24 protein-coding genes and 2 tRNA genes are annotated in these 22848 nt (G+C 59.5%); 20 read left to right on the top strand and 6 right to left on the bottom strand.

What is annotated here, in order from left to right; all coding sequences use genetic code 11:
* Positions 1–110: 110 nt before the first annotated feature.
* From GJ698_RS22295 to GJ698_RS22285, 3 genes are all read left to right on the top strand, one after another.
* Positions 111–1280 carry an EAL and HDOD domain-containing protein gene (locus tag GJ698_RS22295; protein WP_154360060.1) on the top strand — a complete coding sequence of 390 codons (1170 nt, stop codon included), beginning with the start codon at positions 111–113 and terminating at the stop codon, positions 1278–1280.
* Between the two features lie 3 nt (positions 1281–1283).
* Complete coding sequence (locus tag GJ698_RS22290) at positions 1284–3368, top strand: putative bifunctional diguanylate cyclase/phosphodiesterase (protein WP_154360059.1); 2085 nt, start codon at positions 1284–1286, stop codon at positions 3366–3368.
* 41 nt (positions 3369–3409) lie between these two features.
* Positions 3410–3499: transfer RNA gene (locus GJ698_RS22285), tRNA-Ser, on the top strand.
* Between the two features lie 130 nt (positions 3500–3629).
* Here the strand turns inward: GJ698_RS22285 and GJ698_RS22280 are convergent.
* The 6 genes from GJ698_RS22280 to GJ698_RS22255 all read right to left on the bottom strand — a co-directional run bounded on the left by GJ698_RS22280 (position 3630) and on the right by GJ698_RS22255 (position 9040).
* Complete coding sequence (locus GJ698_RS22280) at positions 3630–4649, bottom strand: tyrosine-type recombinase/integrase (RefSeq protein ID WP_208023864.1); 1020 nt, start codon at positions 4647–4649, stop codon at positions 3630–3632.
* A gap of 41 nt (positions 4650–4690) precedes the next feature.
* Positions 4691–4951, bottom strand: a complete 261-nt coding sequence (locus GJ698_RS22275; protein WP_166454930.1) for a DUF4224 domain-containing protein — start codon at positions 4949–4951, stop codon at positions 4691–4693.
* A gap of 217 nt (positions 4952–5168) precedes the next feature.
* Positions 5169–7139 (bottom strand): ParB/RepB/Spo0J family partition protein, encoded by a 1971-nt coding sequence (locus GJ698_RS22270; RefSeq protein ID WP_166454929.1) that lies wholly within the window; start codon positions 7137–7139, stop codon positions 5169–5171.
* 11 nt (positions 7140–7150) lie between these two features.
* Positions 7151–7669, bottom strand: a complete 519-nt coding sequence (locus GJ698_RS22265) for a hypothetical protein (RefSeq protein ID WP_154360055.1) — start codon at positions 7667–7669, stop codon at positions 7151–7153.
* A gap of 366 nt (positions 7670–8035) precedes the next feature.
* A complete protein-coding gene (locus GJ698_RS22260; protein ID WP_154360054.1) occupies positions 8036–8359 on the bottom strand; it encodes an Arc family DNA-binding protein in 324 nt (107 codons plus the stop codon).
* Between the two features lie 225 nt (positions 8360–8584).
* Positions 8585–9040, bottom strand: a complete 456-nt coding sequence (locus GJ698_RS22255) for a hypothetical protein (RefSeq protein ID WP_154360053.1) — start codon at positions 9038–9040, stop codon at positions 8585–8587.
* Between the two features lie 409 nt (positions 9041–9449).
* Here GJ698_RS22255 and GJ698_RS22245 point away from each other — a divergent pair, with 409 nt between their 5' ends.
* The 17 genes from GJ698_RS22245 (at position 9450) to GJ698_RS22170 (ending at position 22823) form a co-directional block, all read left to right on the top strand.
* Positions 9450–9917, top strand: coding sequence for a phage regulatory CII family protein (locus GJ698_RS22245; RefSeq protein ID WP_154360051.1), 468 nt, complete (start codon positions 9450–9452; stop codon positions 9915–9917).
* Positions 9910–10326 (top strand): hypothetical protein, encoded by a 417-nt coding sequence (locus GJ698_RS22240; RefSeq protein ID WP_154360050.1) that lies wholly within the window; start codon positions 9910–9912, stop codon positions 10324–10326. The genes GJ698_RS22245 and GJ698_RS22240 overlap by 8 nt, the downstream gene beginning before the upstream one ends.
* Positions 10326–12920: a DUF5906 domain-containing protein gene (locus GJ698_RS22235; protein ID WP_154360049.1), complete on the top strand. Its 2595-nt coding sequence runs from the start codon at positions 10326–10328 to the stop codon at positions 12918–12920. Before GJ698_RS22240 ends, GJ698_RS22235 begins: the two co-directional genes overlap by 1 nt.
* A 246-nt stretch (positions 12921–13166) precedes the next feature.
* On the top strand, positions 13167–13784 hold the full coding sequence (locus GJ698_RS22230; RefSeq protein ID WP_154360048.1) for a hypothetical protein: 618 nt from the start codon (positions 13167–13169) through the stop codon (positions 13782–13784).
* A 70-nt stretch (positions 13785–13854) separates the two neighbouring features.
* Positions 13855–13929, top strand: a tRNA-Gly gene (locus GJ698_RS22225).
* Positions 13930–13942: 13 nt separating this feature from the next.
* Positions 13943–14269: a hypothetical protein gene (locus GJ698_RS22220; RefSeq protein WP_154360047.1), complete on the top strand. Its 327-nt coding sequence runs from the start codon at positions 13943–13945 to the stop codon at positions 14267–14269.
* A gap of 159 nt (positions 14270–14428) precedes the next feature.
* Positions 14429–14785 (top strand): HNH endonuclease, encoded by a 357-nt coding sequence (locus GJ698_RS31295; RefSeq protein ID WP_154360046.1) that lies wholly within the window; start codon positions 14429–14431, stop codon positions 14783–14785.
* Between the two features lie 329 nt (positions 14786–15114).
* Complete coding sequence (locus tag GJ698_RS31445; protein ID WP_371865413.1) at positions 15115–15597, top strand: hypothetical protein; 483 nt, start codon at positions 15115–15117, stop codon at positions 15595–15597.
* A gap of 89 nt (positions 15598–15686) precedes the next feature.
* Positions 15687–17309, top strand: a complete 1623-nt coding sequence (locus GJ698_RS22210; RefSeq protein WP_371865415.1) for a terminase large subunit — start codon at positions 15687–15689, stop codon at positions 17307–17309.
* The gene (locus tag GJ698_RS22205; RefSeq protein ID WP_154360044.1) at positions 17306–18541 is read left to right on the top strand and encodes a phage portal protein; all 1236 of its coding nucleotides are present in this window, start codon (positions 17306–17308) and stop codon (positions 18539–18541) included. Before GJ698_RS22210 ends, GJ698_RS22205 begins: the two co-directional genes overlap by 4 nt.
* A gap of 8 nt (positions 18542–18549) precedes the next feature.
* Positions 18550–19224 carry an HK97 family phage prohead protease gene (locus GJ698_RS22200; RefSeq protein WP_154360043.1) on the top strand — a complete coding sequence of 225 codons (675 nt, stop codon included), beginning with the start codon at positions 18550–18552 and terminating at the stop codon, positions 19222–19224.
* Positions 19225–19288: 64 nt separating this feature from the next.
* Complete coding sequence (locus GJ698_RS22195) at positions 19289–20638, top strand: phage major capsid protein (RefSeq protein WP_154360042.1); 1350 nt, start codon at positions 19289–19291, stop codon at positions 20636–20638.
* Between the two features lie 56 nt (positions 20639–20694).
* A complete protein-coding gene (locus GJ698_RS22190; RefSeq protein WP_154360041.1) occupies positions 20695–21072 on the top strand; it encodes a hypothetical protein in 378 nt (125 codons plus the stop codon).
* Positions 21069–21623, top strand: coding sequence for a head-tail connector protein (locus tag GJ698_RS22185; RefSeq protein ID WP_154360040.1), 555 nt, complete (start codon positions 21069–21071; stop codon positions 21621–21623). Before GJ698_RS22190 ends, GJ698_RS22185 begins: the two co-directional genes overlap by 4 nt.
* Positions 21623–21946: a phage head closure protein gene (locus tag GJ698_RS22180; RefSeq protein ID WP_154360039.1), complete on the top strand. Its 324-nt coding sequence runs from the start codon at positions 21623–21625 to the stop codon at positions 21944–21946. The genes GJ698_RS22185 and GJ698_RS22180 overlap by 1 nt, the downstream gene beginning before the upstream one ends.
* A complete protein-coding gene (locus tag GJ698_RS22175; protein WP_371865412.1) occupies positions 21943–22467 on the top strand; it encodes an HK97 gp10 family phage protein in 525 nt (174 codons plus the stop codon). The genes GJ698_RS22180 and GJ698_RS22175 overlap by 4 nt, the downstream gene beginning before the upstream one ends.
* Positions 22464–22823 carry a DUF3168 domain-containing protein gene (locus GJ698_RS22170; protein ID WP_154360038.1) on the top strand — a complete coding sequence of 120 codons (360 nt, stop codon included), beginning with the start codon at positions 22464–22466 and terminating at the stop codon, positions 22821–22823. Before GJ698_RS22175 ends, GJ698_RS22170 begins: the two co-directional genes overlap by 4 nt.
* Positions 22824–22848: the final 25 nt, after the last annotated feature.

Here is a 22848-nt window from a genome sequence, read left to right as displayed (position 1 = left end):
TTGGTCTTAAACTGGTCGTATTGATAACTGCATTGCTCTCCTTTTGGTATATGGTTGCCATAAGTTAAGTGTTGCACTAAGATGGCGCGCATAACCCTTATGAGATATTGATGTCTGCGCCTGAAATCAGCCTGTTTCCACTGGTGGAATTACAAGCAGTATCCAACGCTCATAACGAGTGGGTGGCACTGATTTTTGAGCTCGCGCCTGACGCGGGCGATTCCTTCCAGGCAACACTGACCCTGCTGAAAACGCCGGACGTGTTTGCCGCCCTGGCGCCGCTGGAGTGCATCCTGCCCGTGCCGCAACCGCATTTGCTTGAGCAGTCCCAGCTGGAAGACCTGCCGCCCAACCGCATCATCCTGCGCGTGCCGTCCGGCGCCTGCAGCGACGTGGCGGTGCAGCGCAAGCTGGCCAACTATGCCGAAGCCGGCTACCGCATCATGGTGGAAGGCGTGGCCGAAGGCTCCGCCGCCACCATGTGCAGCGCCCGTTCGCTGATGGTGGACGCGTCGCTGACGCTGCCGCCGGTGCTGGCGCTGGTGGCCCAGTCCGGCCCCCATCTGGCGACCGGCATGGGCAGCGAAGAACGCATCGCCGATTGCGCCAAGGCCGGCTTCAGCTGGTTCACCGGCGACTTCGCCCTGCATCCCTCGCAAGACAGCAACATCGGCGACGGCACCTCGCGCAAGCGCCTGCTGGCACTGCTGGGTCTGCTGGCGCGCGATGCCGATTCGCGCGAGCTGGAAGTGCTGCTGAAGCAGGATCCGGCGCTGGCCTATCACTTATTGAAACTGGTGAACTCGGCGGCGTTTGCGCTCAGTTCGCCGATCCACAGCTTCGGCCAGGCCATCAACGTGCTGGGCCGCCGCCAGCTGCAGCGCTGGCTGCAACTGCTGCTGTACGCGCGCCAGCAGGACGACGGCCTGGCCAATCCGCTGCTGCCGCTGGCGGCGGTGCGGGCGTCGATGATGGAAGGGCTGGCCAAGCAGCTGGGCTGGGACCGCGACCAGCAGGACATGGCCTTCGTGGCCGGCGTGTTCTCGCTGCTGGACGTGCTGCTGGCGATGCCGATGACCGAAATCGTCGCTGCGCTCAGCCTCGACCTCGACGTGGTGATGGCGCTGCTGGACCGCGCCGGCCCGCTGGGCGACCTGCTCAAGCTGGTGGAACAGCCAAACGGCGCCGACCTGGAACAGGCCGGCATCTCCCGCGAAACCTATTGGGAAGCGCAGCTGCAGGCTTACCACTGGGCGATTCAGGTGAGCAGGAACATCTAACCCATGCTCGCGCAAACCGGCTCCGATTTCCTGACCAACAGCGCGGCCCTATGCGACGCGGTGTTGCGCTTGCGCGGCACCGCACTAACCGAGGAGCTGGGGCGCATCGTACGCGCCGTGCTGAACAGTCCGCTGGGCGAATACCTGCCGGCCGATGCCGCCTCGCTGCTGCTGCGTCCGCCGCTGGAGGCGGTGCAGGCTGCCAATGACGACGCCGTGCCCAGCCTGAGCCAGGACATCTATTTCGACCAGCACTATTTCGGCCGCTTCGTGGTGTCCGGCCGCGCCGAGTACAGCGAGCAGGACCGTCAGCACCTGGCCAGCCTGGCCAGCCTGGCCGCCAGCGTGCTGCAAGTGCACTCGGTGGCGCAGCGCACCACCCACGCCTATGTGCAGGTGGAAGCGCAACTGCAGCATCAGGCGCAGATCCTCGACCAGATCCACGAGTCGGTGCTGACGATGGACATGAACGGCTTCATCATCAGCTGGAACAAGGGCGCCGAACGGCTGTTCGGCTACACCGCGGTGGAAGCTGTGGGGCGCAACATCCTGTTCCTCTACGATGACGAAGACATCGGCTTCCACGACGATTTCCTGGAATCGGGCGGACGGCTGATGGAGGTGCGCCGCAAAAAGAAGAATGGCGAGGTGTTCTGGGCCAGCCTGTCGCTGTCGCCGCTGTGCGACATCAACGACCGCTCGATCGGCCTGATCGCCTACCTGACCGACATCACCGAACGCAAGACCGCCGAGGAGCGCATCCACCACCTGGCCTATTACGACGCGCTGACCGGGCTGCCGAACCGCACCCTGCTGACCAAGCTGGTCGACCAGGCGCTGATGGTCGCGCAGCGCAACAAGGCGCATGGCTGCGTGCTGTTCATCGACCTCAACCGTTTCAAGCTGATCAACGACACGCTGGGCCGCAACATCGGCGACGCGCTGCTGGTCGAAGTGGCGCACCGCTTCCGCTCGGTGCTGCGCGACCAGGACCTGGTGGCGCGGCTGGGCGGCGACGAATTCGCCGTCGGCCTGTTCGACATCGGCCAGCATTTTGAAGCCAGCATGGTGGCGCAAAAACTGCTGGCCACGCTGAACGAACCGATCCTGCTCGACGGCCACGACCTGCGCGTGGGCGGCAGCATCGGCATCAGCGTCTACCCGCAGGACGGCGCCGACGCCGAAACCCTGCTGCGACTGGCCGACATCGCCATGTACCGCGCCAAGCAGGAGGGCGGGGCGGAAGGCGACCATGTGGCCTTCTACAGCCAGGACATGAACCAGGGCATGCAGGAACGCATGCGCATCGAAACCGGCCTGCGCAATGCGCTGGGCAACGGCGAACTGCTGCTGCACTACCAGCCGAAATACTCTATTCCGGACGGCAAGATCATCGGCGCTGAAGCGCTGGTGCGCTGGCGCCATCCGGTGCGCGGCCTGGTGCCGCCGTCCGAATTCATTCCGCTGGCGGAAGCGACCGGGCTGGTGGTGCAGGTCGGCGAATGGGTGCTGGAAACGGCCTGCGCGCAGGCGCAGGTGTGGAAGGATGCCGGCCTGCCGCCGATCCGGCTGGCGGTCAACGTTTCGGCGCGCGAATTCACGGCCGCCTTGCCGGGGCGGGTCAGCGAGACGCTGAAACGTTACGGGCTGGAACCGTCGTGGCTGGAACTGGAAATCACCGAAAGCACGCTGATGCACAACATCGACCGCGTGATCGGCATCATGGACCGGATCACGGCCATGGGCGTGACCTTGTCGCTGGACGATTTCGGCACAGGGTATTCATCGCTGTCCTACCTGAAGCGCTTCCCGATCGATACCTTGAAGATCGACCGCTCGTTCACCATCGGCATTCCGGAAGACACCAACGACTGCGCGATCGCCAACACCATCATCAGCATCGCCCAGCAGCTCAAGCACAAAGTGATTGCCGAAGGCGTGGAGACGGTGGAACAGCTGGCGTTCCTGAAGAATTCCGGCTGCGACGAAGTGCAGGGCTACCTGTTCTCCAAGCCGCTGGAAGCCGACGCTTTCGAGCGCGCCTTGCGGGAAAATTGGCTGCCCGACAGCGCCTACCGTGCCGCCTAGGTGGTCTTGGCGGTAGAAATCTGTATAATGCTGCACACTTAGGAAGCGTGGCCGAGTGGTTGAAGGCAGCAGTCTTGAAAACTGTCGACGGGTTAAACCGTTCGTGAGTTCGAATCTCACCGTTTCCGCCACCGAAAACGCGAAAGCCCTTGATTTTCAAGGGCTTTTTTGTTTTTCGGATAGGATTTTGAAGCAGGGAAGAGGTGTTGCCGCAGCAGAGAACTTGCACAGTTGCGGAACGGCGTTCCGCAACCCTCGTTGTTATTTGGTCGGTTTGACAACTTCGCCAGCGCGGCGGTAGACGCGTTTGGTGATACCCAAGTCGGTGTGGCCAAGCAGCTTGCTGGCGTCGTCCAGGCTTTCGATTTCGCTGGCGGCCTTCGGGCGGATGTCGCGGAACTGGAAGGCGCGAATGCGCTTAGCGAGGTCGCGGTTATGGCTTTCCGTGGCCTTGTCGGCGGCGGAAGTACGTGCATCTTCGAAGCGATCACGGATCATTTTTGCCGACAACGGCACACCAGCTTCGGTGCAAAGCAGTTCACCGCTCAGCGGGCGCACGGGCTTGGCCAGCAAGCGGTCGACCAGCTGGCCAAGCTTAGTCCGGTTCCCGTCCACCGTCATGCGTATGCGCAGCACCTGGCTGGTCTTGCCCTGGCGCACGTGTAGCTCGTCGTTGCGGATGCGGCGCTCGCCCATAGCCAGCACGTCCGCTGGCCGCTGGCCCGTGAGGTATGCCATGTCCATCGCCTCCTGCAGCTCAGCTACGCCGGCCGAGTACACGGCATCCCACACGTCTTGCTCGGCGTAGTAGTCGCGCGGCTTCTCCTTGTTTTTACGCACGCCCTTGCACGGATTCTCCGCGTTTGTGACGCCCCATTCGCGGGCCATGTTGAAGACGTGCGACAGCAGCGCGATTTCGCGGTTTGCGCGGACGGGCGCGCTGCGGGCGTCACGGTAGGAGGCGATAGCCGCCGGCTGGATGGCGTCTACCGGCGCCTGGTCGAACACCGGGCGCAGCTGCGTGAGGCACAGCATATTCTCGCGCTGGGTGCTTGGTGCCTTCTTGGGAAGGATGTCCCGGATGTAGCGGTCGAACAGCGGCCCCATCAACTTGGCGTCGACCGGGATGGGGGAACAGTCCAGATCGGCCCACTTGCGCTTGGCCTCGTTCAAGTCTGTCCCGAGGGAAATCTCCTTGCGGTTCCCATTTTCGTCGCGGCCGTTGTACATGTACAGCGTGTAGGTCTTGCCCCCTGCACGTTTGCGCTTCCGCGCGATCATGCGGGGTGGCAGTTGGTTGCCGGTAGTCTTTGGTCGCATGCTTAACGTACCTTGCTCATATCGATGCTCCAGCCGCTGGCTTGCGCGCTGCTGGCCAGCGTGGCTGGGTTGATGCCGGCCATCTTCATGCGCGCGAACATGCGTCCGATGATCGGAATTCCTGCCTTATTCGTGTGAAAGATCCAGCCGTTTCGATTCAGCCATGCCAACTGGTCGGCGCGGCGAATGCAACCGGTGATATCAGCTACTTCATCCGAGCTGAGCGTTTCACTGGTCAAGTGAAGTTCAAAGATTGCGGTCATATTACTTGCCCTCCACTGTAGAAGGTTGGACTGGTGCGCTACTTGCGAATGGGCAGGCCGGGCATGCGAGGCTGCGGGCCTCACATGCATCGGCCTGGCTGTTCGCGAAGCCGTTATGAGCTGCCGCCGAGTAGCACGCGATTGCGATAGCGGCTTCTTGGCTGGCGTATTGGTGATCGATTGCGATGATGTTGCGATCCATTTTTTTCAGGCTTTCTTACTCGTTCGGATATTCCATGTCGGCAGGCAGCCCATCGTTTGGCTGTGGCGATACGGTACGGCTTTTCTTGATTTTGATTACGGGACCGGCCTGTTTTTCTTTGGCGTCCTCTACCTTCTGCTTGAGCTTTAGTTTCGGACGTGGCGCCGGCGACGGCGTTGCGTCCTCCGCCTGGGTGCGCGGTTCTGCATCGCCAGCGCTGGCCGGGACCGACTGTTCCTTCGGAGGCGGCATTTGTATCTCCGCTTGCTTCGGCTTCTTGGCCTCTTTCTTTGCTGCCTTTGCCTTCTGCTTCGCTGCCTTCTCTTTTTCTTTGGCCTTGGACTCTTTTGCAATCGCTGCCCGAATAGCAGCAGCGTCCACCCCTTGATCCGCTGCCGCTGCGAGCATCTGGACCGGCTCTTCCAGATTGCGTGTGTAGGTGAACACGGCGGTTTCCCTAACCAGCAGGACGTCGCGAATCAGTTGCTTTGCCTGGTCAACGCTCATCTGATGAATTTCGGCGAGGATTTTGTTGGTGCCGTTGACGTATTGTTTCTTCTCGTTGTCGTAACCGCTCTCGTACTCAGGGCCTGCCCAGTTCCAGAACTTGCGCAGATGGGCCTCTTCCTGCTGGCCCAAGCCGCGGTACAGTTGGCCAGCCACGATCCGCTCGTCATACAGAGTTGCAAGGCCAATTGGAGCTACGCGTACGGCCTCAAAGAGTTCCTTGCGATATTTGCGCTCGATGCCAGCTTCGCGCTCGGACTTCTGTTCGCGTACTTTGTCCAGCGCCGCGCGGGCAGCGTCGGTTTTGCCGGCGCCGATTACGCCCTCCACCAGTTCCTCCAGTTCATCGGTGCGAGCGATGCTCAAGAATGTGCCTTTGACGTATGGCGACTCAAGCAAGGTGATTTCTGGCAGCTTGTCCTGCAGTAGCGTTCTGTAGTTGGTTGAACCACTGGACAAGTACATCGTCTTGTCGATATCAGACCAGCCAGCGCGAAGGCTTCCGTAGCTGTTCGGCATGATCTTCTTTGCGTCGTCGCCCACAATGATGGTCTGGCCAGTCTTTGCCGCTTCGTCGCGTTTGCGCTGCTGAAACGCTGCGGTCTTCTCGTGGTAGCACGCTGGTTCCGTACAGTAGTCCGTTGCTTCTTCGTCGTCGTCATTTGTATCGACGTCTGGCTGATTGCCCGTACGCTTTTGACAGGTCTCGCAAGAGCCGGCTTTTTCGACTAAGCGCGCGTCTTTGATTGGGAACACGGCGTTCCCAATATCAAGCATATAGTTATGGCGCATATGTTGCTGCGCGGATCGATACGACATCGGCTCACCGGTGTAACGGTTGCCGTCGATGATTTCCTCGGCGGCCTGCACTTGCATCGTCGGCGTCGGTAACCTGGCGATCAGCAGGGCGATGGATGCACTGAACTTGTCGTCCAGGAAGTCGTCGCGAACGCCGTTCGCCAGGGCGCACAACTTCAGGCGCCCGTACACGTAGGACCTTGACTGCTTCACCTTGGCGGCCAGCTGGTCAGCGTTGTAGCCGTGATTGAGCATGAGCTGTTCAAAGCCGATAGCCTCTTCCAATGGATGTGGATTCTCGCGCTGAATGTTTTCCAGCAGTTGAATTTCAGCGGCCTGCTTGTCAGTCAGAGTTTTGACGCTCGCAGGGACTGCGTACAAACCTGCCATGCACGCCGCACGGAAGCGGCGCTCACCGGCAACGATTTCAAATATCTGCGGCGCCTCGGTGGTCGGCGTGCATGGGCGCATGAGGATGGGCTGAAGGATGCCAACCTCTGCGATGTTCTCCGAAAGCTGTTGCAACGCTTCCAGATTGAATCGAGTGCGGTTGGTGTACGAGATGCGGATTAGGTGAGTTGGAATGTCACGATAGCCGTCGCTCACAAGTTCATCGGCAACGATCACTTGGTCAACTGGTGCCGGCACAACCGGCGCAGGAAGTACAACGAGTTTGCTCATGGTGTGGTCTTTCATTGATCGCGGTCGTTTGCCGCTTGGCGTTTGAAATCGGTGATTGGTAGCGCGCGGCGGCGCTTGTTACGCGCATAGCTGTGGATGGCGATGCTGAGCGCTTTATCTTTCAGGGCTTGCTCCAACGGACCGCTGATCTTGAGCGCGCGGTGCGCTACCTCCAGATCAGCAAAAACTGCCGGCATCACGGAAATGCCGAATGGTTCATCGCCCTGGCGTTCAGCCGCAGCTGCATACGCACCTTGGCTGGTGTGGGCTGTGACTGTGCAGACGTCTGCACTGGCTCCGGCGCTGGTGCGAATCTTTACGACGTACTGCTGCAGCAGATGACCATGGATCGCCAGTGCAGTCCGCAGCGCATCTGCGGTGTCGCCCAGGAAGCCGGAGAATCCTGACTGCTGGAGTAGGTCGCCGGCATTCCTGGCGGCGAGACTCAGGCGGTCAAAGCTGGTTACTAGGGCGGTGGTGGTTTCCTCCTGAGTCGCGTCGAGGAGGGTTTGCTTGGTCGGAGAGTTCATTTGCAGACCTCCGCCCGCCCAGCCGGCGATTGTGCAGACGTCTGCACACGTTTGACTGGTGGGTTGAGGTTGCGTGCCTTGATGTACGCGTGGCCTTTGAGGCCATGGAACTTATCAGTGGCCACTGCGACTACACGGACAGGTCCGAGTTCGTCAGATGGGATAGATCTGGGGGATAAACAGTTCATTGCCGCTCCGTTGAAAGATGACGGAGTGGATATTACTAAGTGGTAATTTAAACGTCAACACCAAATAGTAATAATTACTTGAAAAATTACCGTTTCTTAATCTTTGAGGTGAAAAAAAATCGGCCCGTGGCCGATTTCTGACTATCGTGTTGCAAGGAAAAGACGCGGGACGCTGTCGTCAACGAGTGCGTACTAGTCTCAGGATCTCTTGGGTAACCGCCTTGATTTCGGCATTCTCGGTGTGCAGCACGTCCAGCGATTCCTTTGTGTGGAACTGGGAGAGGCGGAACAAAACTTCGGCGTTAAAGGATCGATCATTCAACTGCGCCGCCTGCGTTATTTCACGATGTAGTTCCTCGGGGATTCGAAGCGCAGTCTTAACGCGTGGTGGCTTTTGTTTTTTTGCTAGGGTCATCGCGCGATTGTCGCGCGTTTGTGTAAAATGGTGGAAAAGTGCCGCCACTTTGGCGGCACATCGACCTTCACCGTCATCTATCCCCATCAGAACCAGTCCAGCGAAAAAGTTGCTCCACGGATCGAGTTATTCTTTTTGAGATATATTTACTATTTACTTTGAACAATCAGTAACACTATGCCCGGAACAACGACGCCCGACGTACGCCGCCTAACAGATGCGTATTTAGCAATGAACTTGGAAGCCAGAGAGCAGTTGATAAGAATTGCGGAAGGGCTGGCGGCGCAGCACCCGGCTGAGCGTCCATCTGTATTACGACTGGTTTCCAATAACAGTAACAAATCGTTTTTCTGACACTTCTGCAGCAATCATGATCGAACTGCGCCCGACGTCTGTCGCCTGGCGATAGTTAGTAAGCAGCTCCAGTTCGGCCATGTCTACGTACACCAGCGCCGCCTTCCCCTTTTCAATTTGTCCGAGTGGTATCACTGGCACTAGCGGGGCGCCCATGCTTGGGCCTTTTTGGGCTTCCGGAGGGGCGGCCACTTCATCTGCTTGTGATATAGGGCGATCCAGCCATCCAGCAGTCAGGCCTGCCTTCTTTTCAAGATTACGGGCCTTCTTCTCGCCAAAAGATTTCGTCCGCAGTAGGCCCGAAATCTCCCCCTGGTTCTCACCAGTCTCGTCAATAAACCGCGCCTGCGAGTCTCCGTAGCTATCCCGGATTAGTTGGCGAAGATTTTGTCTGCGTATGTCTTGTATTTGCATAGTGTCATTTTCCCCGCCAATTACCGTTCAGTAAATAACCAAACGGTATTGACCAATCCATTACCATTTAGTAATATTTGCACATGGAAAACTTACTTAAATTTCTAAACCGTTTGTCGAAGCCCGAGCGCTTGGCGTTCTGCACTGCTTGTGCCACGTCTGAACGTTATTTGCGCAAAGCCGTGTCTATAAATCAGCAGCTCGGGGAAAGCCTTTGCATTCGGATAGAGCGTGAGTCGCAGCGGCAGGTGCAGTGCGAATCTCTACGGCCCGATGTTGATTGGGCATTTCTTCGTGGCACCTGCGGCTGCTGCTCTGCTGTCGCGGTAGCGGCAGACGAAAGCAAGTAATCGAGTCCAGTTTAATTTATTGCAGTTGCTTTTTCACCATTCTTTTTAAGAGGTTTTGCATGAGTGTTTCAGACGCCCTTCACAAGACTGTTCACAGCGCGACTGGCGGCCATACGGCGCTTGCGGCGCGCCTGGGCATGTCGCCTGTGATCCTCCGTAACAAAGCAAATCCCAATTCGACCAGCAATAAGCCTACGCTGGACGAAGTGGATCGCATTATCGGTCTGACGGGCGATGCCAGCGTGCTGCATGCCTTGGCGGCAAATCACGGTTACGTTTGCGTGTCCGTTGAGGGGCCAGAAACGGCCAGCGAAGCGGCAATCCTGGAAACAGTAACGAAGGTCTGGATGTGCAATGGCGACGTGGGTGCTGAAGTCCATAAAGCGCTGGCTGACGGAGTTATTGAACTGAGCGAGATTGAATCTATCAAGAAGGTGGTGTACAGCATGGTCCAGGCCGCGCACCAGATGGTAGCGCGCTTAGAGGTGATGGCTGATCGCACCGTCCGAGGTGGCATGCATGGCTAATCACGAACTCCCGCGCCGCGAAAGCGCCGCCCACTTGGCGCTCCGTGCGCTGCAAAACATCGGCGGCATGGCCACCACTCCCGAAATAATGCGCGTGCGCAATTGGCGCGGCAGCCAGTTCACGTTCTGCCGTGACGCCATTGATCGCCTGGAGCGCTGTGGCCTCATCAATGTTCTCGGCGCGAAATGCACGGTCACCGATGCTGGCCGCCAATACCTGGGCATTCCGGTCGAAAGCCGTCCGGTTGCTGCTGTGCCAGTAGGGCCGCGTTACGTAGCTCCCCGGCGTGAACTCAACCTGGCCAAACACTTTCCCCCGCGCCCCCAGCGCCCGGAGGGCGACGAGTTTCGCGATATCCCCTCGGTGATGGCTGGTCAGCGGATCGAATACCGGAGCGGCCGCGCCTGATGTCCCAATTTGAAGCTATTCCACAAGAGCTGCGTCAGCGGCCACAGTGGCTTGTTTGGCGTTTCGAACCGAACCCGAATCCGGCGAAGCAAAAGCCGCTGAAGGTTCCGTATTGGGTCAACGGCAAGCGCCGCCGTGGCGTCCAGGGCGACCAGGCCGACCGCAGTGGTTTGGTCACGCTCGACGTCGCCCTGGCTAAGCTGGCCGCGTCCAATGGCCACTTCACGGGCATAGGCTTTGCGTTTCTACCTGGTGATGGTCTGATCGGCGTCGACATCGACAAGTGCATCGATCCAGAGACAGGGGAGGTCAGCGACCTGGCGATGCAGACCATTGCCGGCTGCGACTCCTATACCGAATACTCGCCTTCGGGCACTGGCGTCCACATCATTGTCGCCGGCGCCACCACGACCTTTAAATCGAACGACATTGGCCTGGAGGTGTTCTGCTCCAGCCAGTTCTTCACGTTCACAGGCCGCCAGTTCGCCGGCTCGCCTGACACGATCAATGCCGTTTCGGAAGCTGAGCTTGACCGCCTGCGCGTGCTCGTCCGTGGCGCTCGTCCTGCTGCTACTCCAGTGCGTGCCAACAAGACGGCGGTCCCCCTTCCCCCCGGCGCCAGCGATTCGCGCGACCTGCGCGCGCGTCTTGACGCCGCTCTTGCTCACATTAGCCCGGAGGGCTATCACACTTGGATTCGTGTGGGTATGGCGCTCTACAGCGCTCTCGGCGAAGACGGCTTCCGCGTGTGGGATTACTGGTCTTCGCGCGCCGAGAACTATGACGGCCCGGAGGCGCTGAAAAAGCGCTGGGCGTCGTTTGGCGGCCGTGGCGTAGTTATCACCGAGGCGACCATCTTCAAAATGGGCATTGATAGCGGTTGGAAGCCGCCTCGCTCCGTCCTTCCTTCTCCTATCAAACCTGGTTCTTTGTCCCCCCGCCCCCCGAGCGGAAGCGAAGCTGTCGGCTCGTCCGACGCCCCCCCGCCCCCGGCTGGAAGCGATGGCGGCCTAATCAGCGCGGGGCCTGCCCCGCGAGGAGAGGAGTTAATTCAAGCGGGGGCGAAGGCCCCCGAGAACGACGACCAAGTCGTCGAAGCCGCAGCCGGTGACGCCGCTGATTCGTTCGCGGTCGCCGTCGACTCGACGGTGGTCCCCGACGGCTATCCGCTAGCCGCCGCCGACGACGACCAGCCGGCCGGCCTGGACGACATCCCGTTCGGCGAGAGCGCTCCGCTTTTCGCCGGGGGGGAGGGGGAGCGGCCGCGTAAGGAAAAGCCCAAGAAGGTTTATGACGATGCGCACTGGCGCGCCGTCGATGACGTGCTGGAGAACTTCGTGCTGATCTACGGCGAAGACCTCGTATGGGATCGTCGCCAGCGCATGCTGATGAAGCTGTCGGCCATGCGTACCATTGTCCAGAACTCCGATGTGATGAAGTTCTGGAGCGGGCCAGCGCGCAACTGGGTGCTGAAGAAGAACATCGTCTTCGATCCGACTGAAACGCCGAGTCCCGAGCCAAGCGGTCCCACAGCAACCTTGAATCTGTTCAGCGGCTGGAAGATGACGCCCAAGCAAGGCAACTGCCTGAAGATTCAAACGCTGCTGATGCACCTTGTCGACGGAAACGACGATATGTATGAATGGATCGCGCGCTGGCTGGCGTACCCGCTGCGTAATCCCGGCGCCAAGATGGAAACATCGATCATCATGCACGGCGACGAAGGCTCTGGTAAGAACTTCTTCTTTGAGAAGGTCGTCAAGGCGATCTATGGCGAGTATGGCTATGTGATCGGCAATGCCCAGCTGGAGGCCAACTTCAATGACTGGGCCAGTATGAAGCTGTTCATGGTCGCGGATGAAGTGGTGACTCGCGCCGAGTTGAAGCAGATGAAAGGCAAGCTCAAGTACCTGATCTCGGGCGACTCGATCATCATCAACCCGAAAGGCCTGCCAGAACACAGTGAGCGCAACCAGATGAATTTCGTCTTCCTGTCGAACGAACTGGTGCCGCTGGCCTTGGATAAGACCGACCGCCGCTACTTGGTGATCTGGACGCCACCGGCGCTGGCGCGCGAGTTCTACGTTGAGGTGGCGCAGGAAATCGCTGCGGGAGGCATCGAGGCCTTCTACTACTACCTGATGCATGAGCTGGACATGGGCGACTTCAACGAACACACGAAGCCGATCTACAACGACGCCAAAGACCGGCTGATCGAGAAGAGCCTGAATCCGGCCGAGCGCTTTTACCGCGAATGGGCGGCCGGCCTTCTGCCACTGCCGTTCCACACGGTCAGTGTGCAGCAGCTGTATGACGCATTCCAAACCTGGTGCAGCCGGTCCGGTGAATCGAAGTACACGACCATGACGACGTTTAGCCCGCAGGTCGAGCGCTACGCTGGCCAGGCGCTACGCAAGCATGCCGTGAAGTACGAATATGGCCACGTGGTCAAGCAGCGGACGGTGTTCCTCGTTGGCGACCAGCCAGAAGGGAAGGCAACTATCCGCGACTGGGCCGAAGACGCCTGCGCGTCGTTCGAGCAGGCGTTTCAAAAGTACCGGCGGCGGGACTATGTTGCGGATGTTGAGAGTTAACCCTCCACATCTAATACAACCCTCCACACCGCAAACCCGCATGGATACTAGGTTTGTGGACGGTGTTGACGGTATTGATGGTTTTTTTGAAGTCCACGCGCACGTAGAGCGCTGGAAACAGCAGACAAACGAAAACAGCGGCGTAATTTTTTTAAGTAATTCTGATTTAGGTATCAACACTGTCAACACAGTCAACAAAGCTAGTAAAAATCAGGCTCTCCGATGTGGAGGGTAGTGTTGAGGGTGTTGAACCTGACAAAAAAACGGGCAAATGGGAAAGGTTGGACGATGGCTGTTGAAATTGAAGTGGGTGATGAAGTAGTGGTAGAACCGACAGGCGCGGCGCAGCCAGCGCGCCAGCGTTCGACGGTGCGCAGTGAGCGTGTGGCCGCGCCTGCGCCGCGTGACTTTGATGCGCGCATGGACAACTGGCGTCGGGTGGTCAACGGTGGTAGCGGCGGCGCTGACGCCAGCGTGTGCGCCGCGTGGGCGAAATGGTACGTGGCGTTGCGCACGTCCGAAGCGCCGCCACAATCGGACGTGTACGAGGCGAAGTACAAGCCGTTGCAGCCACTGGTATCCCCGGACGTGTTGGACGGCTGGATCGTGGAGGAAGCCTACCGGAAGCTGGGCGACTTCAATGACCGCATGGCGCTGAAGTGCCGCCACATCTACGGCTTTGATGAGGCGCGCATTCGCACGAAACTGAAGGGCGTTCGCGGCCCGCACGTGCGTCTGGTGATCGCGCGCGCAGAAAATAATTTGCAAGCCATCTTGAAAAAGCTGGACAGCCGAAATACTATTCGCTCTACAACTTGTCTGCCGGGGTGTCCCGAGCCTACAGCCGAACAGGCGTCTCCGTGATGGAGGCGCACGTTCGTCTGTAGTCAGACAGTCAGCCGAAGGCCCGCCACTGCGCGGGCCTTTTTCATTTGCGGGATTAGTTCAGCGGTAGAACAGCAGCTTTCCACGCTCCGTGTCGCTGGTTCGAATCCGGTATCCCGCTCCATCAAGGAATTCAAATGCATCAGTCTACCAAGCCTGACCGGGCCAGCCGGCAGATAGCGATGCTGTCCGCCATTGGTGAGCCAATCGAAATCAAGATCGCCCTCTGCACCAAGCTGCCGTACTACGTTGAGTGTGTGCGCATGAACAAGGCCGCGCTGTACCTGGGCGCCACGCATGACGATCTGGTTCCGGGGCAGTGGCATACAGTGGTCACGTTCTACATCAACGACTTTGACGAGTGGCTTGCTGCTCATCGTGAGCTTGCGCATCAGGCGCTGCTCAAGTCCTACCAAAAACTGAGCCTGCTCGATGCGCGCATGGCTCGATCCAAACAACGTTGAAGCGACCCGCCAGCGCGCTCCAGTGGCGGGATGAATAACGGGCGCAGTCACCGACGTATCCAAGGGCAAGAGGGTTCCGGCTGCATTCGTGCGGCTCCGGCTTGTCGCGGGCGGTGACATCCATAACAACCGTGCAGACGTCTGCACAAAGGAGGCTAGATGCCTGTATCAGCACCTCGGCCGTGTTCTTTTCCCACATGCTCCGTCCTGGTGCGGGATGGCAGCGGCCGATGCGCGAAACATCCGCGCGACCAATGGAAGAAGACAACACCGACGAAGCGAATCACTGGCCGGCGATTACAGGCGATGCGCGTAGCGCTGTTCTCTCGTCATCCGCTGTGTGCAGAGTGCTTGCGGCAGGGCAGGGCAACACCGGCAACGCAGCGTGACCACGTCATCCCGCTGGCCGAAGGTGGCCTTGACGATGAAACCAACGAACAGGCCTTGTGTCAGGACTGCCACGATGAGAAGTCGGAGCGCGAGAGGCAGCGCGGCACGAAGCGGAGCGCTCGATGAGCGCCGATAGTCTGGTCCGGTTGAAACGTCGCCCATGGCTCAGCAGATTCCTACGCAGCTATAGCGGCTTCCGTGCCTTCCTGCCGATTTGGCCGTCCCTGTGTGCCGCGTGGCTCCTGACGCGTCCTGTCGTGTCGCAGGGGTATTCTCGGCGCGCCTGAAGGCATGGACGCCGGGTGGGGGCGGGTGAAAAGTCCGGGGCGAATTCGGCGGAAACCGACAGGTTCCCTGTATTTTTTCGCGGAGCGAAAACTACCCCCCTGGGGTTTGCCCCATGTATGCCTCCCCCGTCCACCTCATCAACTTCCGACCACTACGGAGGAATGACCATGAACCTGAAAAACCAGTTTGGCACGGCGCCTCCCGCAGTCGGCGCCGACGCGGTGACGGGCGCAGGCGCGATGACGTCGCCGGCACCGCCACCAGCTATTGAGCTGACGGACCAAGAGCGTGAGGTCTACCAGTACATCTGCGAATCGCTACGCGCCGCTGGCATCGAGCATATGACAGCGGGCATGCCCATCGCTGTGATTGTGCGGACGTTCATCGACTGGATGCGCGCGCGCGATGAGTGCGAAGAGAAAGGCCGGTCGCAGATTTCCAAAACCGGCTGGGCGACGCCCACGCCCTGGGCCGACGACGAGAAACGCTTGAAAATGGAGTTGGGCCAATGGTTGCCGAAAGCTTGTTTGACAATCCCGTCGCTGGCGCGCGTCCGAAAAGACAGCGGGCCGCAGGGGCAGCAGGACGACCTGTTCGCAAGCCTCGTAAGCCACGGCATAAACTCTCCCCGAAAAAACTCCAGTCACTGACCCCGGACGTTTTACACGAATGGGATATCGCCTACGGACTGCCAGTTCTTCGCGGCGAAATCACTGTCGGCCGTTATGTTTTCCTGGCCGTGCAGCGACACTATCAGGATCTGGTCGATGGTGCATATCGCGGCATCTACTATTCGCCGGAGCATGCGCGTCATGTGATTGACTACATCCAGCGCTTCTTTGTGCACATCAAGGGGCCGCTGGCCAGCAAGCCGATTCTGCTGGACCCATGGCAGCGCTTTTGGACGGCCGTGCTGTATGGCTGGCGCCGCGCGAGTGACGGCCAGCGCAGGTTCAGCCGCGCATATGAGGAGGTAGCACGTAAGAACGGCAAGAGTACCTGGAAGGGACCGCAAGGTGCCTACCTGTTCTCGATGGACGGTGAGGCCGGCGCCGAAGTCTACGCGGTCGCCACCACGCGCAACCAGGCTATGACGGTATTCAAACCGGCGTTCGACAATATCCGCCGTTGGGCGAAGCGCTCGGCGGGCGTGGCACGGTCGTTCAAGATATTTGCCGGCCTGAACCATGAGAAGGTGGAGCTTGATGACAACTCGGTCTTCATGCCGTTGCCGGCGAACGCTGAAAACCTCGACGGTCTAAACCCATCAGCCATTCTGTTTGATGAGCTACACGCGCAGAAACACCGCGATGTATGGGACGTCATGGAGTCCGCACTGGGTGCACGCTCGCAGCCGCTGCTGTCGGCCATCACAACGGCCGGGTTCATCTTGGACGGTATTTGTACCGAACAGCGGGACTACCTCGTATCGGTTCTCGATGGGCGGCGAAAGGACGATACGTTCTTTGGCTACATCTACACCTTGGACGAAGGCGACGATCCGTTCGATGAGGCGAACTGGCCGAAGGCAAATCCCGGTTTGGGCCTGTCTAAGACGGTCGAGTACATGCGCGCCCAGGCGCGTAAGGCGGCAGCGATGCCGGGCGCACGGGTCAACTTCTTCACCAAGGATCTGAACATCTGGTGCAACAGCGCAGATGGTTGGTTTGATATGGCGGTGTGGGATCACGGCAAGCGCAAATTTGATCCCGAGGTGCTGAAGGGCCGCCGCTGTTATGGCGGTCTCGACCTTGCCTCGACGCGCGATCTTACCGCCTTCTCGCTGGTGTTTCCGCCAGGCGAACCGGGTAGCGACTGGTATGTGTTGGTGTGGTTCTGGTGCCCTTCTGAAAAGGTCGCCACCCAATCAGCGGATGACGCGGCACCGTATGAGGCATGGGTCAAGGCTGGCTGGTTGACTGCGACCGAGGGCAACGTTACCGACTATGGGCCGGTACGTGAACAAGTTCTGCAGGCGATGCGAGATTACGACGTGGTCGAGATTGGCTTTGACCGCTGGAACGCACTGCAGCTGGCCAACGAACTACTCGCAAAGGACGTGCCGCTGGTTGAGGTGCCGCAAAACACTGGCGGCATGTATCCCGGCAGCAAGCTGCTGGAGGAGCTGGTGTACGGAAAACGCTTCCAGCATGGCGGCAACAAGGTGCTGCGCTGGTGCGCCAACAACACCGCGCTGCTTTTCGATACCAACGGCAACTACCGCCCGGACAAGAAAAAGTCGAATGCCAATGGGCGCATCGATGGCATCGTCGCAACGGTAATGGCCCTGAGTCGCATCGCTGCTGCAAATGACCAAGACGGCAATCTGGACGACTTCCTGCAAGGACCAATACGCACATGAACTTTATTAATTCACTACGCTCGTTCTTCGGACGCGGCGGAGCCACGGCGGAAACCGTCGGCCCGCAGGACGGCTTGCCGGGGCATTCGCTCATTCCGGATACCCGGCAGGTCGGGGTCGATGGGGCGCTGCAAATAAGCACGGTCTGGGCATGTGTAGACCGGCGTGCAACGACGGTGGCCAGCCTGCCGTTCTTCGTCTACAAGCAGGTGAACGGCGAAAAATCCCTGGCTCGGACGGAGCGGCTATACGCGCTGTTGCACGATCAGCCTAATCCCCGTATGACGCCCTTTGAGTTTTGGCGGGCGCTCATGATGTGGCACGACCTGCGCGGCAACGCATATGCTCGCATCGACCGCGATAGCAACGGCGAAGCGCTGGCGCTCTGGCCGATGCCAACGGATCAGGTTGAACAGGTTCTCCTGGAAGACGGCTCGCAGGTCTTCCGCTACACGCTTGGCGGAAACATCGCGGTCCTGGCCGCGTCCAACGTGCTGCACCTGAAGAACCTCGGCAATGGCACTGTCGGCCTATCGAAGCTGGAGTTCATGGCGCCCACGCTGGACGGTGCGGCGAAGGCCCAGCTGGACGCAAACAAGATGTTCGGCGCCGGCGGAAAGCCGGCCGGCGTCCTGATGATCGACAAGGTGCTGAATAAGGAGCAGCGCGAAGCGGTCAAGCGCAACTTTGCGGATATGAGCGAGGGAGTGACGTCCCGCCTCCACGTGCTAGAGGCGAACATGAAGTACGAGCCGGTGTCACTCACGCCCGCAGAACGGCAACTGCTGGAAACGCGACGGTTCGACGTAGAGGAAATTTGCCGCTGGTTCGATGTTCCTCCCGTTCTGGTGCATCACGCCAACGTCACCTCATGGGGGTCCGGCATAGCTGAAATCCGCGAGGGCTGGACTGTATTCAGCATCATGCCTCTGGTTGTCAACATCGCCCAGGCGGTGCGCCGTTGCGTACTGACGCCGGCCCAGCGCGCGCGCCTGACGGTCGAGCATTCGATGGATGCGTTGCTGCGCGCAACTCCCAAAGACCGCGCGGACATCCAAGCGAAGTATGTGCAGAACGGCATCCAGTCGCGCTCCGAGGTACGACAGCTGGAAGGCCTTCCTCGTCGGCCTGAAGCTGACGTGCTGACCGCGCAATCCAATCTTGTCCCGCTCAGCATGCTGGGCAAAGTCCCCGCTGGCAAGGGCGGGGACGGCAACACAATCGCACAGTAAGGGGAAATATGCATATCAAGAAGCTGTTAAAGCTGGAGGACGTCTCCCTCAAGATGAAAGGTGACGGTGGCACGTTCGCGGGCTATGCGTCGGTATTCGGTGGCGTTGACAGCTACGGCGACACCATCCTGAAAGGGGCATACGCGGCGACGCTGCGCAACATGAAGCCGAAGATGTTCTTCAACCATGAGTGGCGCATGCCGATCGGCAAGTACACGCTGCTTAAGGAAGATGACCACGGCCTGTATGTTGAAGGGGAATTGACGCCGGGCCTGACCCTCGCGTCCGATGTCCGCGCCGCGATGCTGCACGAAACGCTGGACGGCTTGTCCATTGGGGGCTTCGTTAAAAAAGGCGACTACGAAGAGACCGAGACGGGGCGCATCATCCACAAGTGGACCAGCCTGATGGAAATCTCTCCGGTTGTCTTCCCGGCTGATAGCGATGCGCGCATCGATATGGAATCGGTCAAGAGTAATGACTTCGAGCTTGAGCTGGCCGAGTGCCGGACTGAGCGTGATTTTGAGCGACTCCTGCGGGATGCAGGACTTAGCCGAAAAGGGGCTGCGGCGGTGGCCTCTCGCGCGAAACAGGTTTTCTCGGTGCGGGATGCACCGGTAACAGGCCTGGACGCGAAGACCGCCAACCAAGTATTGCAACGCCTGCAGAGCCTGGCTCAGTAAGCGATTCACTGTTCGAACTATCGGCCGCCAACAGGCGGCTTTTTTTATCCCCGAAAGGCTATTTATGAAACGTACTGTATATGGTGTTCAGCTGCGCGCTGTGGTGTTGGTTGGTCTGGCCGCTGCGGCTGCTGTGGCGCATGCATGTGGTTTTGACCTCCCGTCGCTGTTCGGTCTGACCGAATCGGCCAGCACCCATGGCGCCGCTTTGAGCATGGGCGCCGCAGCGCTGATTTCCGGCGAAATCGATGGCAGCCATATCATGAAGGCACTGGACAGCATCGAAACCAAGATGTCGGCAATGTCGGATAAGGCGACTGCTGAAATCAAAGACCTGGGCGCTGTTACGAAGGACACCAAGACGGCCCTGGACAATATTGGCACCGAGCAGCGCGCACTGGCGGATCGTCTGCTGCAGCTGGAGCAAAAGAGCACCGCGCAGAAAGACGATGAGACGCCTGCCGACGAGAGTGTCGGTCAGCTGTTCGTGAAACATGCAAACTACGACAACTTCCTGAAAAACGACGGCCGCATCAAAACCCGCGCCGAAGTGAAGAACACCGTTACCAACACGGTCGGCGCCACTTTCTCGGAGCGCCGTCCAAACATCATTGAAGGTGCTTTCCGCGTATTCACGCTGGAAGACCTGATGACGCGCATCCCCACCACCAGCAATGCGATTGACTGGGTGCGCGAGAACGTGTTCACGAACGGCGCCGCTGAAACGGCGGAAGGTGCTGCGATCCCGCAAACCTCGCTGACCTTCACGCCGAGCCAGATGCCAGTGTCGACCATCTCGCACTACATCAAGATTTCGCGTCAACTGGCCATGGACAACGCCGCGCTGGCGGCGTACATCAATCGTCGCATGGTGTATGGCGTCAACCTGCGCGCAGAAAATCAGATCATCGCCGGCAACGGTGTTACGCCGAATATGTCGGGTCTGACCCTCGCCGGCAACTATGTAGCCCACGGCTACACGGCAGCGATCCTGGCCGCAGCCGGCCTGCTGAACAACCGCTTCGATCTGATCGGAAAAATGATCGGTGACTGCGCGGCATCCGACAACCCTGCGGAAGTGATCATCCTGAACACGGCCGACTGGTGGACCCTGCGTCTGGCCAAAGATCAGACTGGCCGCTACCTGTTGGGCGATCCCGGCTCGAACGTCGTTCCTATGCTGTACGGCCTGCCGGTTGTCGCCAGCAACGCGATGACGGCGGGCAAGGTGTGGGTCGGCGCACTGCGCCAAGCGGTGACGCTGCACTACCGCGAAGGCATTGTGATTGATCTGTCGGACTCCGATGCGGACAACTTCACCAACGGCCTGGTCACCATCCGCGCCGAGCGCCGTCTGGCGCAAACGGTGGACAAACCAGCGGGTTGCCGTTTCGGCGATCTGGTTCCTGCCTAATTCAACCGGGCCGGGATCAACCGGCCCATTTGTGCAGACGTCTGCACAGGAGAAAAATGATGAACGAAGTACGAGTAAAAATTTTGCGCACGACTGCTACGGCGCAGCACGGTACGCTGGCTGATGGCACGATCCTGCGCACGTCGAAGGAGTTTGCCCAGCATCTGGTCGAAGACTGCGGCGCTGCTGTCTATATGGATGTGCAGGAACCTTCGGTGGTCGCCGGCGCGGCGCTTGTGGATACCGATCTGCCGCCCGTGGCGACCAAGCAGAAAGCGGTCAGCCGTAAAGCCGCCGCTTCGGCGCCGCCTGTAGAAGTGCAGACGGCGGCCGGGCCTGAGCTGGCCGATCAGCAGATCGATCTGACCGGCGTTGCGGTCGATGCGGTCGAAACCATGGCAGCGGACGCGGAAGGCTCCGCTGTTGAGCAATGAGCTTTCGCCGCGTAGTTGAGCCAGTATGTCTGCCAGTTGAGCTGGACGCGGCGAAGGCAAATCTGCGGCTCGATGGCGACGACCTCGATGCGGTGGTCACGGACTGGATCAGTGGCATCACCGACAGCCTGGAGCATGAAATAGGCCAGTGCCTGATGGCACAGACCTGGCTGGGAACGATGAACAGTTTCGGCACCACCTTGGAATTGCCGCACCCTGCGGTGGCAATTACGAAGATCGAGTATGACGACGCCAGCGGCAACCTGTGTGAGATTGCGCCGGCGGATGTGCAAATTGTCCGGAAACGCTACAGCAGCACATTGCAGCTGGCTAAGCCCGGTCCGTGGCCGGCGACTAGCTGCCGCGACGGCGCGGTACGAATCACGGTGGAGTGCGGCTACGGCGACGACCCGAAGTTCACGCCGCGCAATGTGCGCCTGTACATCCTCGCAAAGCTAGTCGACCAGTTCGACCCGGCGACGCAGAGCGAAAAGCAGACGCCGCAGTCCGCGTATGTCGATAGGCTTCTGGACGCCTGTAGGAGCTATTAATGGCCGCGTTCTCGATAACACTGAATCGCCGTGTCCAGCTGATGAAGCCGGGCGGGAGTGATGAGCTGGGCCAGCCTGATCCGAATGCATCCACTCTGATCGGGCCTGCCTGGGCGAACATACGCAACATGAAAGGTGCGGAAGCGGTCCGGGCCGGCGCCATGTCGGCATCCGTGCATTGCTCGATTCGTCTTCGCTTCCGCGAGGATCTTGCCGAGGGCATGCAGGTGATTCACGGAAACACCCGCTACACCATCCGGTCCGTGCTCCCTGATGAAGAAAAACGCCGTCATGTTGACCTCGTTTGTGAGGTGTCGCCGTGACTGTAGGAGTTTCTGTCAACCTGGGCGCCATGGAGGCGATGTTCGATGCGTTGGAGGATGACGTGGTTGCTGCTGCACGTCCTGCGGCGCAGGCCGGCGCCCAAGTGCTGTACGACGCGGTGAAGCAAAACGTGACCAATCTCGGCCGTGTCACTGGTAACCTGGCCAGCTCCATCTATCAGGTGTACTCGCAGGACAAGAGCGGCGACGGTCGCGCGGTCTACCACGTGAGCTGGAACCGCCGCAAGGCCCCACACGGCGGCCTGGTGGAGTTTGGCTATATCCAGCGCTATGCGACGTACGTTGGCAAAGACGGGCAATGGTACACGGCTGTCCGTGCCGAAATGCGCGGCAAGCCCAAACCGTCCCGCCGCGCGCCGCAGGCGGTCAAGGATGCCTACTACGTCAAGTTGCCGCAACCCAAACAGGTCGGCGCCAAGGCATTCTTGCGTTCGGCTGTGGTCAAGCTGCCGGAGGCGAAGAGCGCCGTGGAAACCGAGCTGCTGCGGAGGCTCGCATGACATTAGAAGCGATTCTCACGGCGTCGCTGAAGCAGGTATGCGACCAAACGTACCCTGACTTCGCGCCGCCGGCAACCAAGCTGCCTTACATCACCTATCAGCAGATCTACGGTGATGTCATCCGCTACATGGGAAAGGAGGTATCGAGCAAGGAAAACGCGGTCATGCAGATCAACGTTTGGTCCGCCTCTCGCAAGGAGGCGAAGGCGATGATTTTGCAGATCGAGGCGCAGCTGATCATGGCGAACCAGTTTCAGGCATCCCCGGTCGCCGCGGCCGTTTCCGATTTTGAGGCTGATGTACCAGCCTACTGCAGCAGACAGGACTTCAGTATTTGGGCTGACCGTTCCACGTAACACGCCGCAAGGCACACAACACAAG

This window comes from Duganella aquatilis, from assembly GCF_009674565.1.
GTDB lineage: Bacteria > Pseudomonadota > Gammaproteobacteria > Burkholderiales > Burkholderiaceae_D > Rugamonas > Rugamonas aquatilis.
This window is presented reverse-complemented; position numbering and strand designations above follow the sequence as displayed.

Excerpts from the sequence above, each read along its gene's own strand:
- GJ698_RS22295 (WP_154360060.1), top strand. The coding sequence starts at position 111 with ATGTCTGCGCCTGAAATCAGCCTGTTTCCACTGGTGGAATTACAAGCA.
- GJ698_RS22290 (WP_154360059.1), top strand. The coding sequence starts at position 1,284 with ATGCTCGCGCAAACCGGCTCCGATTTCCTGACCAACAGCGCGGCCCTA.
- GJ698_RS22280 (WP_208023864.1), bottom strand. The coding sequence starts at position 4,649 with ATGATCGCGCGGAAGCGCAAACGTGCAGGGGGCAAGACCTACACGCTG.
- GJ698_RS22275 (WP_166454930.1), bottom strand. The coding sequence starts at position 4,951 with ATGACCGCAATCTTTGAACTTCACTTGACCAGTGAAACGCTCAGCTCG.
- GJ698_RS22270 (WP_166454929.1), bottom strand. The coding sequence starts at position 7,139 with ATGAGCAAACTCGTTGTACTTCCTGCGCCGGTTGTGCCGGCACCAGTT.
- GJ698_RS22265 (WP_154360055.1), bottom strand. The coding sequence starts at position 7,669 with ATGAACTCTCCGACCAAGCAAACCCTCCTCGACGCGACTCAGGAGGAA.
- GJ698_RS22260 (WP_154360054.1), bottom strand. The coding sequence starts at position 8,359 with ATGGGGATAGATGACGGTGAAGGTCGATGTGCCGCCAAAGTGGCGGCA.
- GJ698_RS22255 (WP_154360053.1), bottom strand. The coding sequence starts at position 9,040 with ATGCAAATACAAGACATACGCAGACAAAATCTTCGCCAACTAATCCGG.
- GJ698_RS22245 (WP_154360051.1), top strand. The coding sequence starts at position 9,450 with ATGAGTGTTTCAGACGCCCTTCACAAGACTGTTCACAGCGCGACTGGC.
- GJ698_RS22240 (WP_154360050.1), top strand. The coding sequence starts at position 9,910 with ATGGCTAATCACGAACTCCCGCGCCGCGAAAGCGCCGCCCACTTGGCG.
- GJ698_RS22235 (WP_154360049.1), top strand. The coding sequence starts at position 10,326 with ATGTCCCAATTTGAAGCTATTCCACAAGAGCTGCGTCAGCGGCCACAG.
- GJ698_RS22220 (WP_154360047.1), top strand. The coding sequence starts at position 13,943 with ATGCATCAGTCTACCAAGCCTGACCGGGCCAGCCGGCAGATAGCGATG.
- GJ698_RS31295 (WP_154360046.1), top strand. The coding sequence starts at position 14,429 with ATGCCTGTATCAGCACCTCGGCCGTGTTCTTTTCCCACATGCTCCGTC.
- GJ698_RS31445 (WP_371865413.1), top strand. The coding sequence starts at position 15,115 with ATGAACCTGAAAAACCAGTTTGGCACGGCGCCTCCCGCAGTCGGCGCC.
- GJ698_RS22205 (WP_154360044.1), top strand. The coding sequence starts at position 17,306 with ATGAACTTTATTAATTCACTACGCTCGTTCTTCGGACGCGGCGGAGCC.
- GJ698_RS22200 (WP_154360043.1), top strand. The coding sequence starts at position 18,550 with ATGCATATCAAGAAGCTGTTAAAGCTGGAGGACGTCTCCCTCAAGATG.
- GJ698_RS22195 (WP_154360042.1), top strand. The coding sequence starts at position 19,289 with ATGAAACGTACTGTATATGGTGTTCAGCTGCGCGCTGTGGTGTTGGTT.
- GJ698_RS22190 (WP_154360041.1), top strand. The coding sequence starts at position 20,695 with ATGATGAACGAAGTACGAGTAAAAATTTTGCGCACGACTGCTACGGCG.
- GJ698_RS22185 (WP_154360040.1), top strand. The coding sequence starts at position 21,069 with ATGAGCTTTCGCCGCGTAGTTGAGCCAGTATGTCTGCCAGTTGAGCTG.
- GJ698_RS22180 (WP_154360039.1), top strand. The coding sequence starts at position 21,623 with ATGGCCGCGTTCTCGATAACACTGAATCGCCGTGTCCAGCTGATGAAG.
- GJ698_RS22170 (WP_154360038.1), top strand. The coding sequence starts at position 22,464 with ATGACATTAGAAGCGATTCTCACGGCGTCGCTGAAGCAGGTATGCGAC.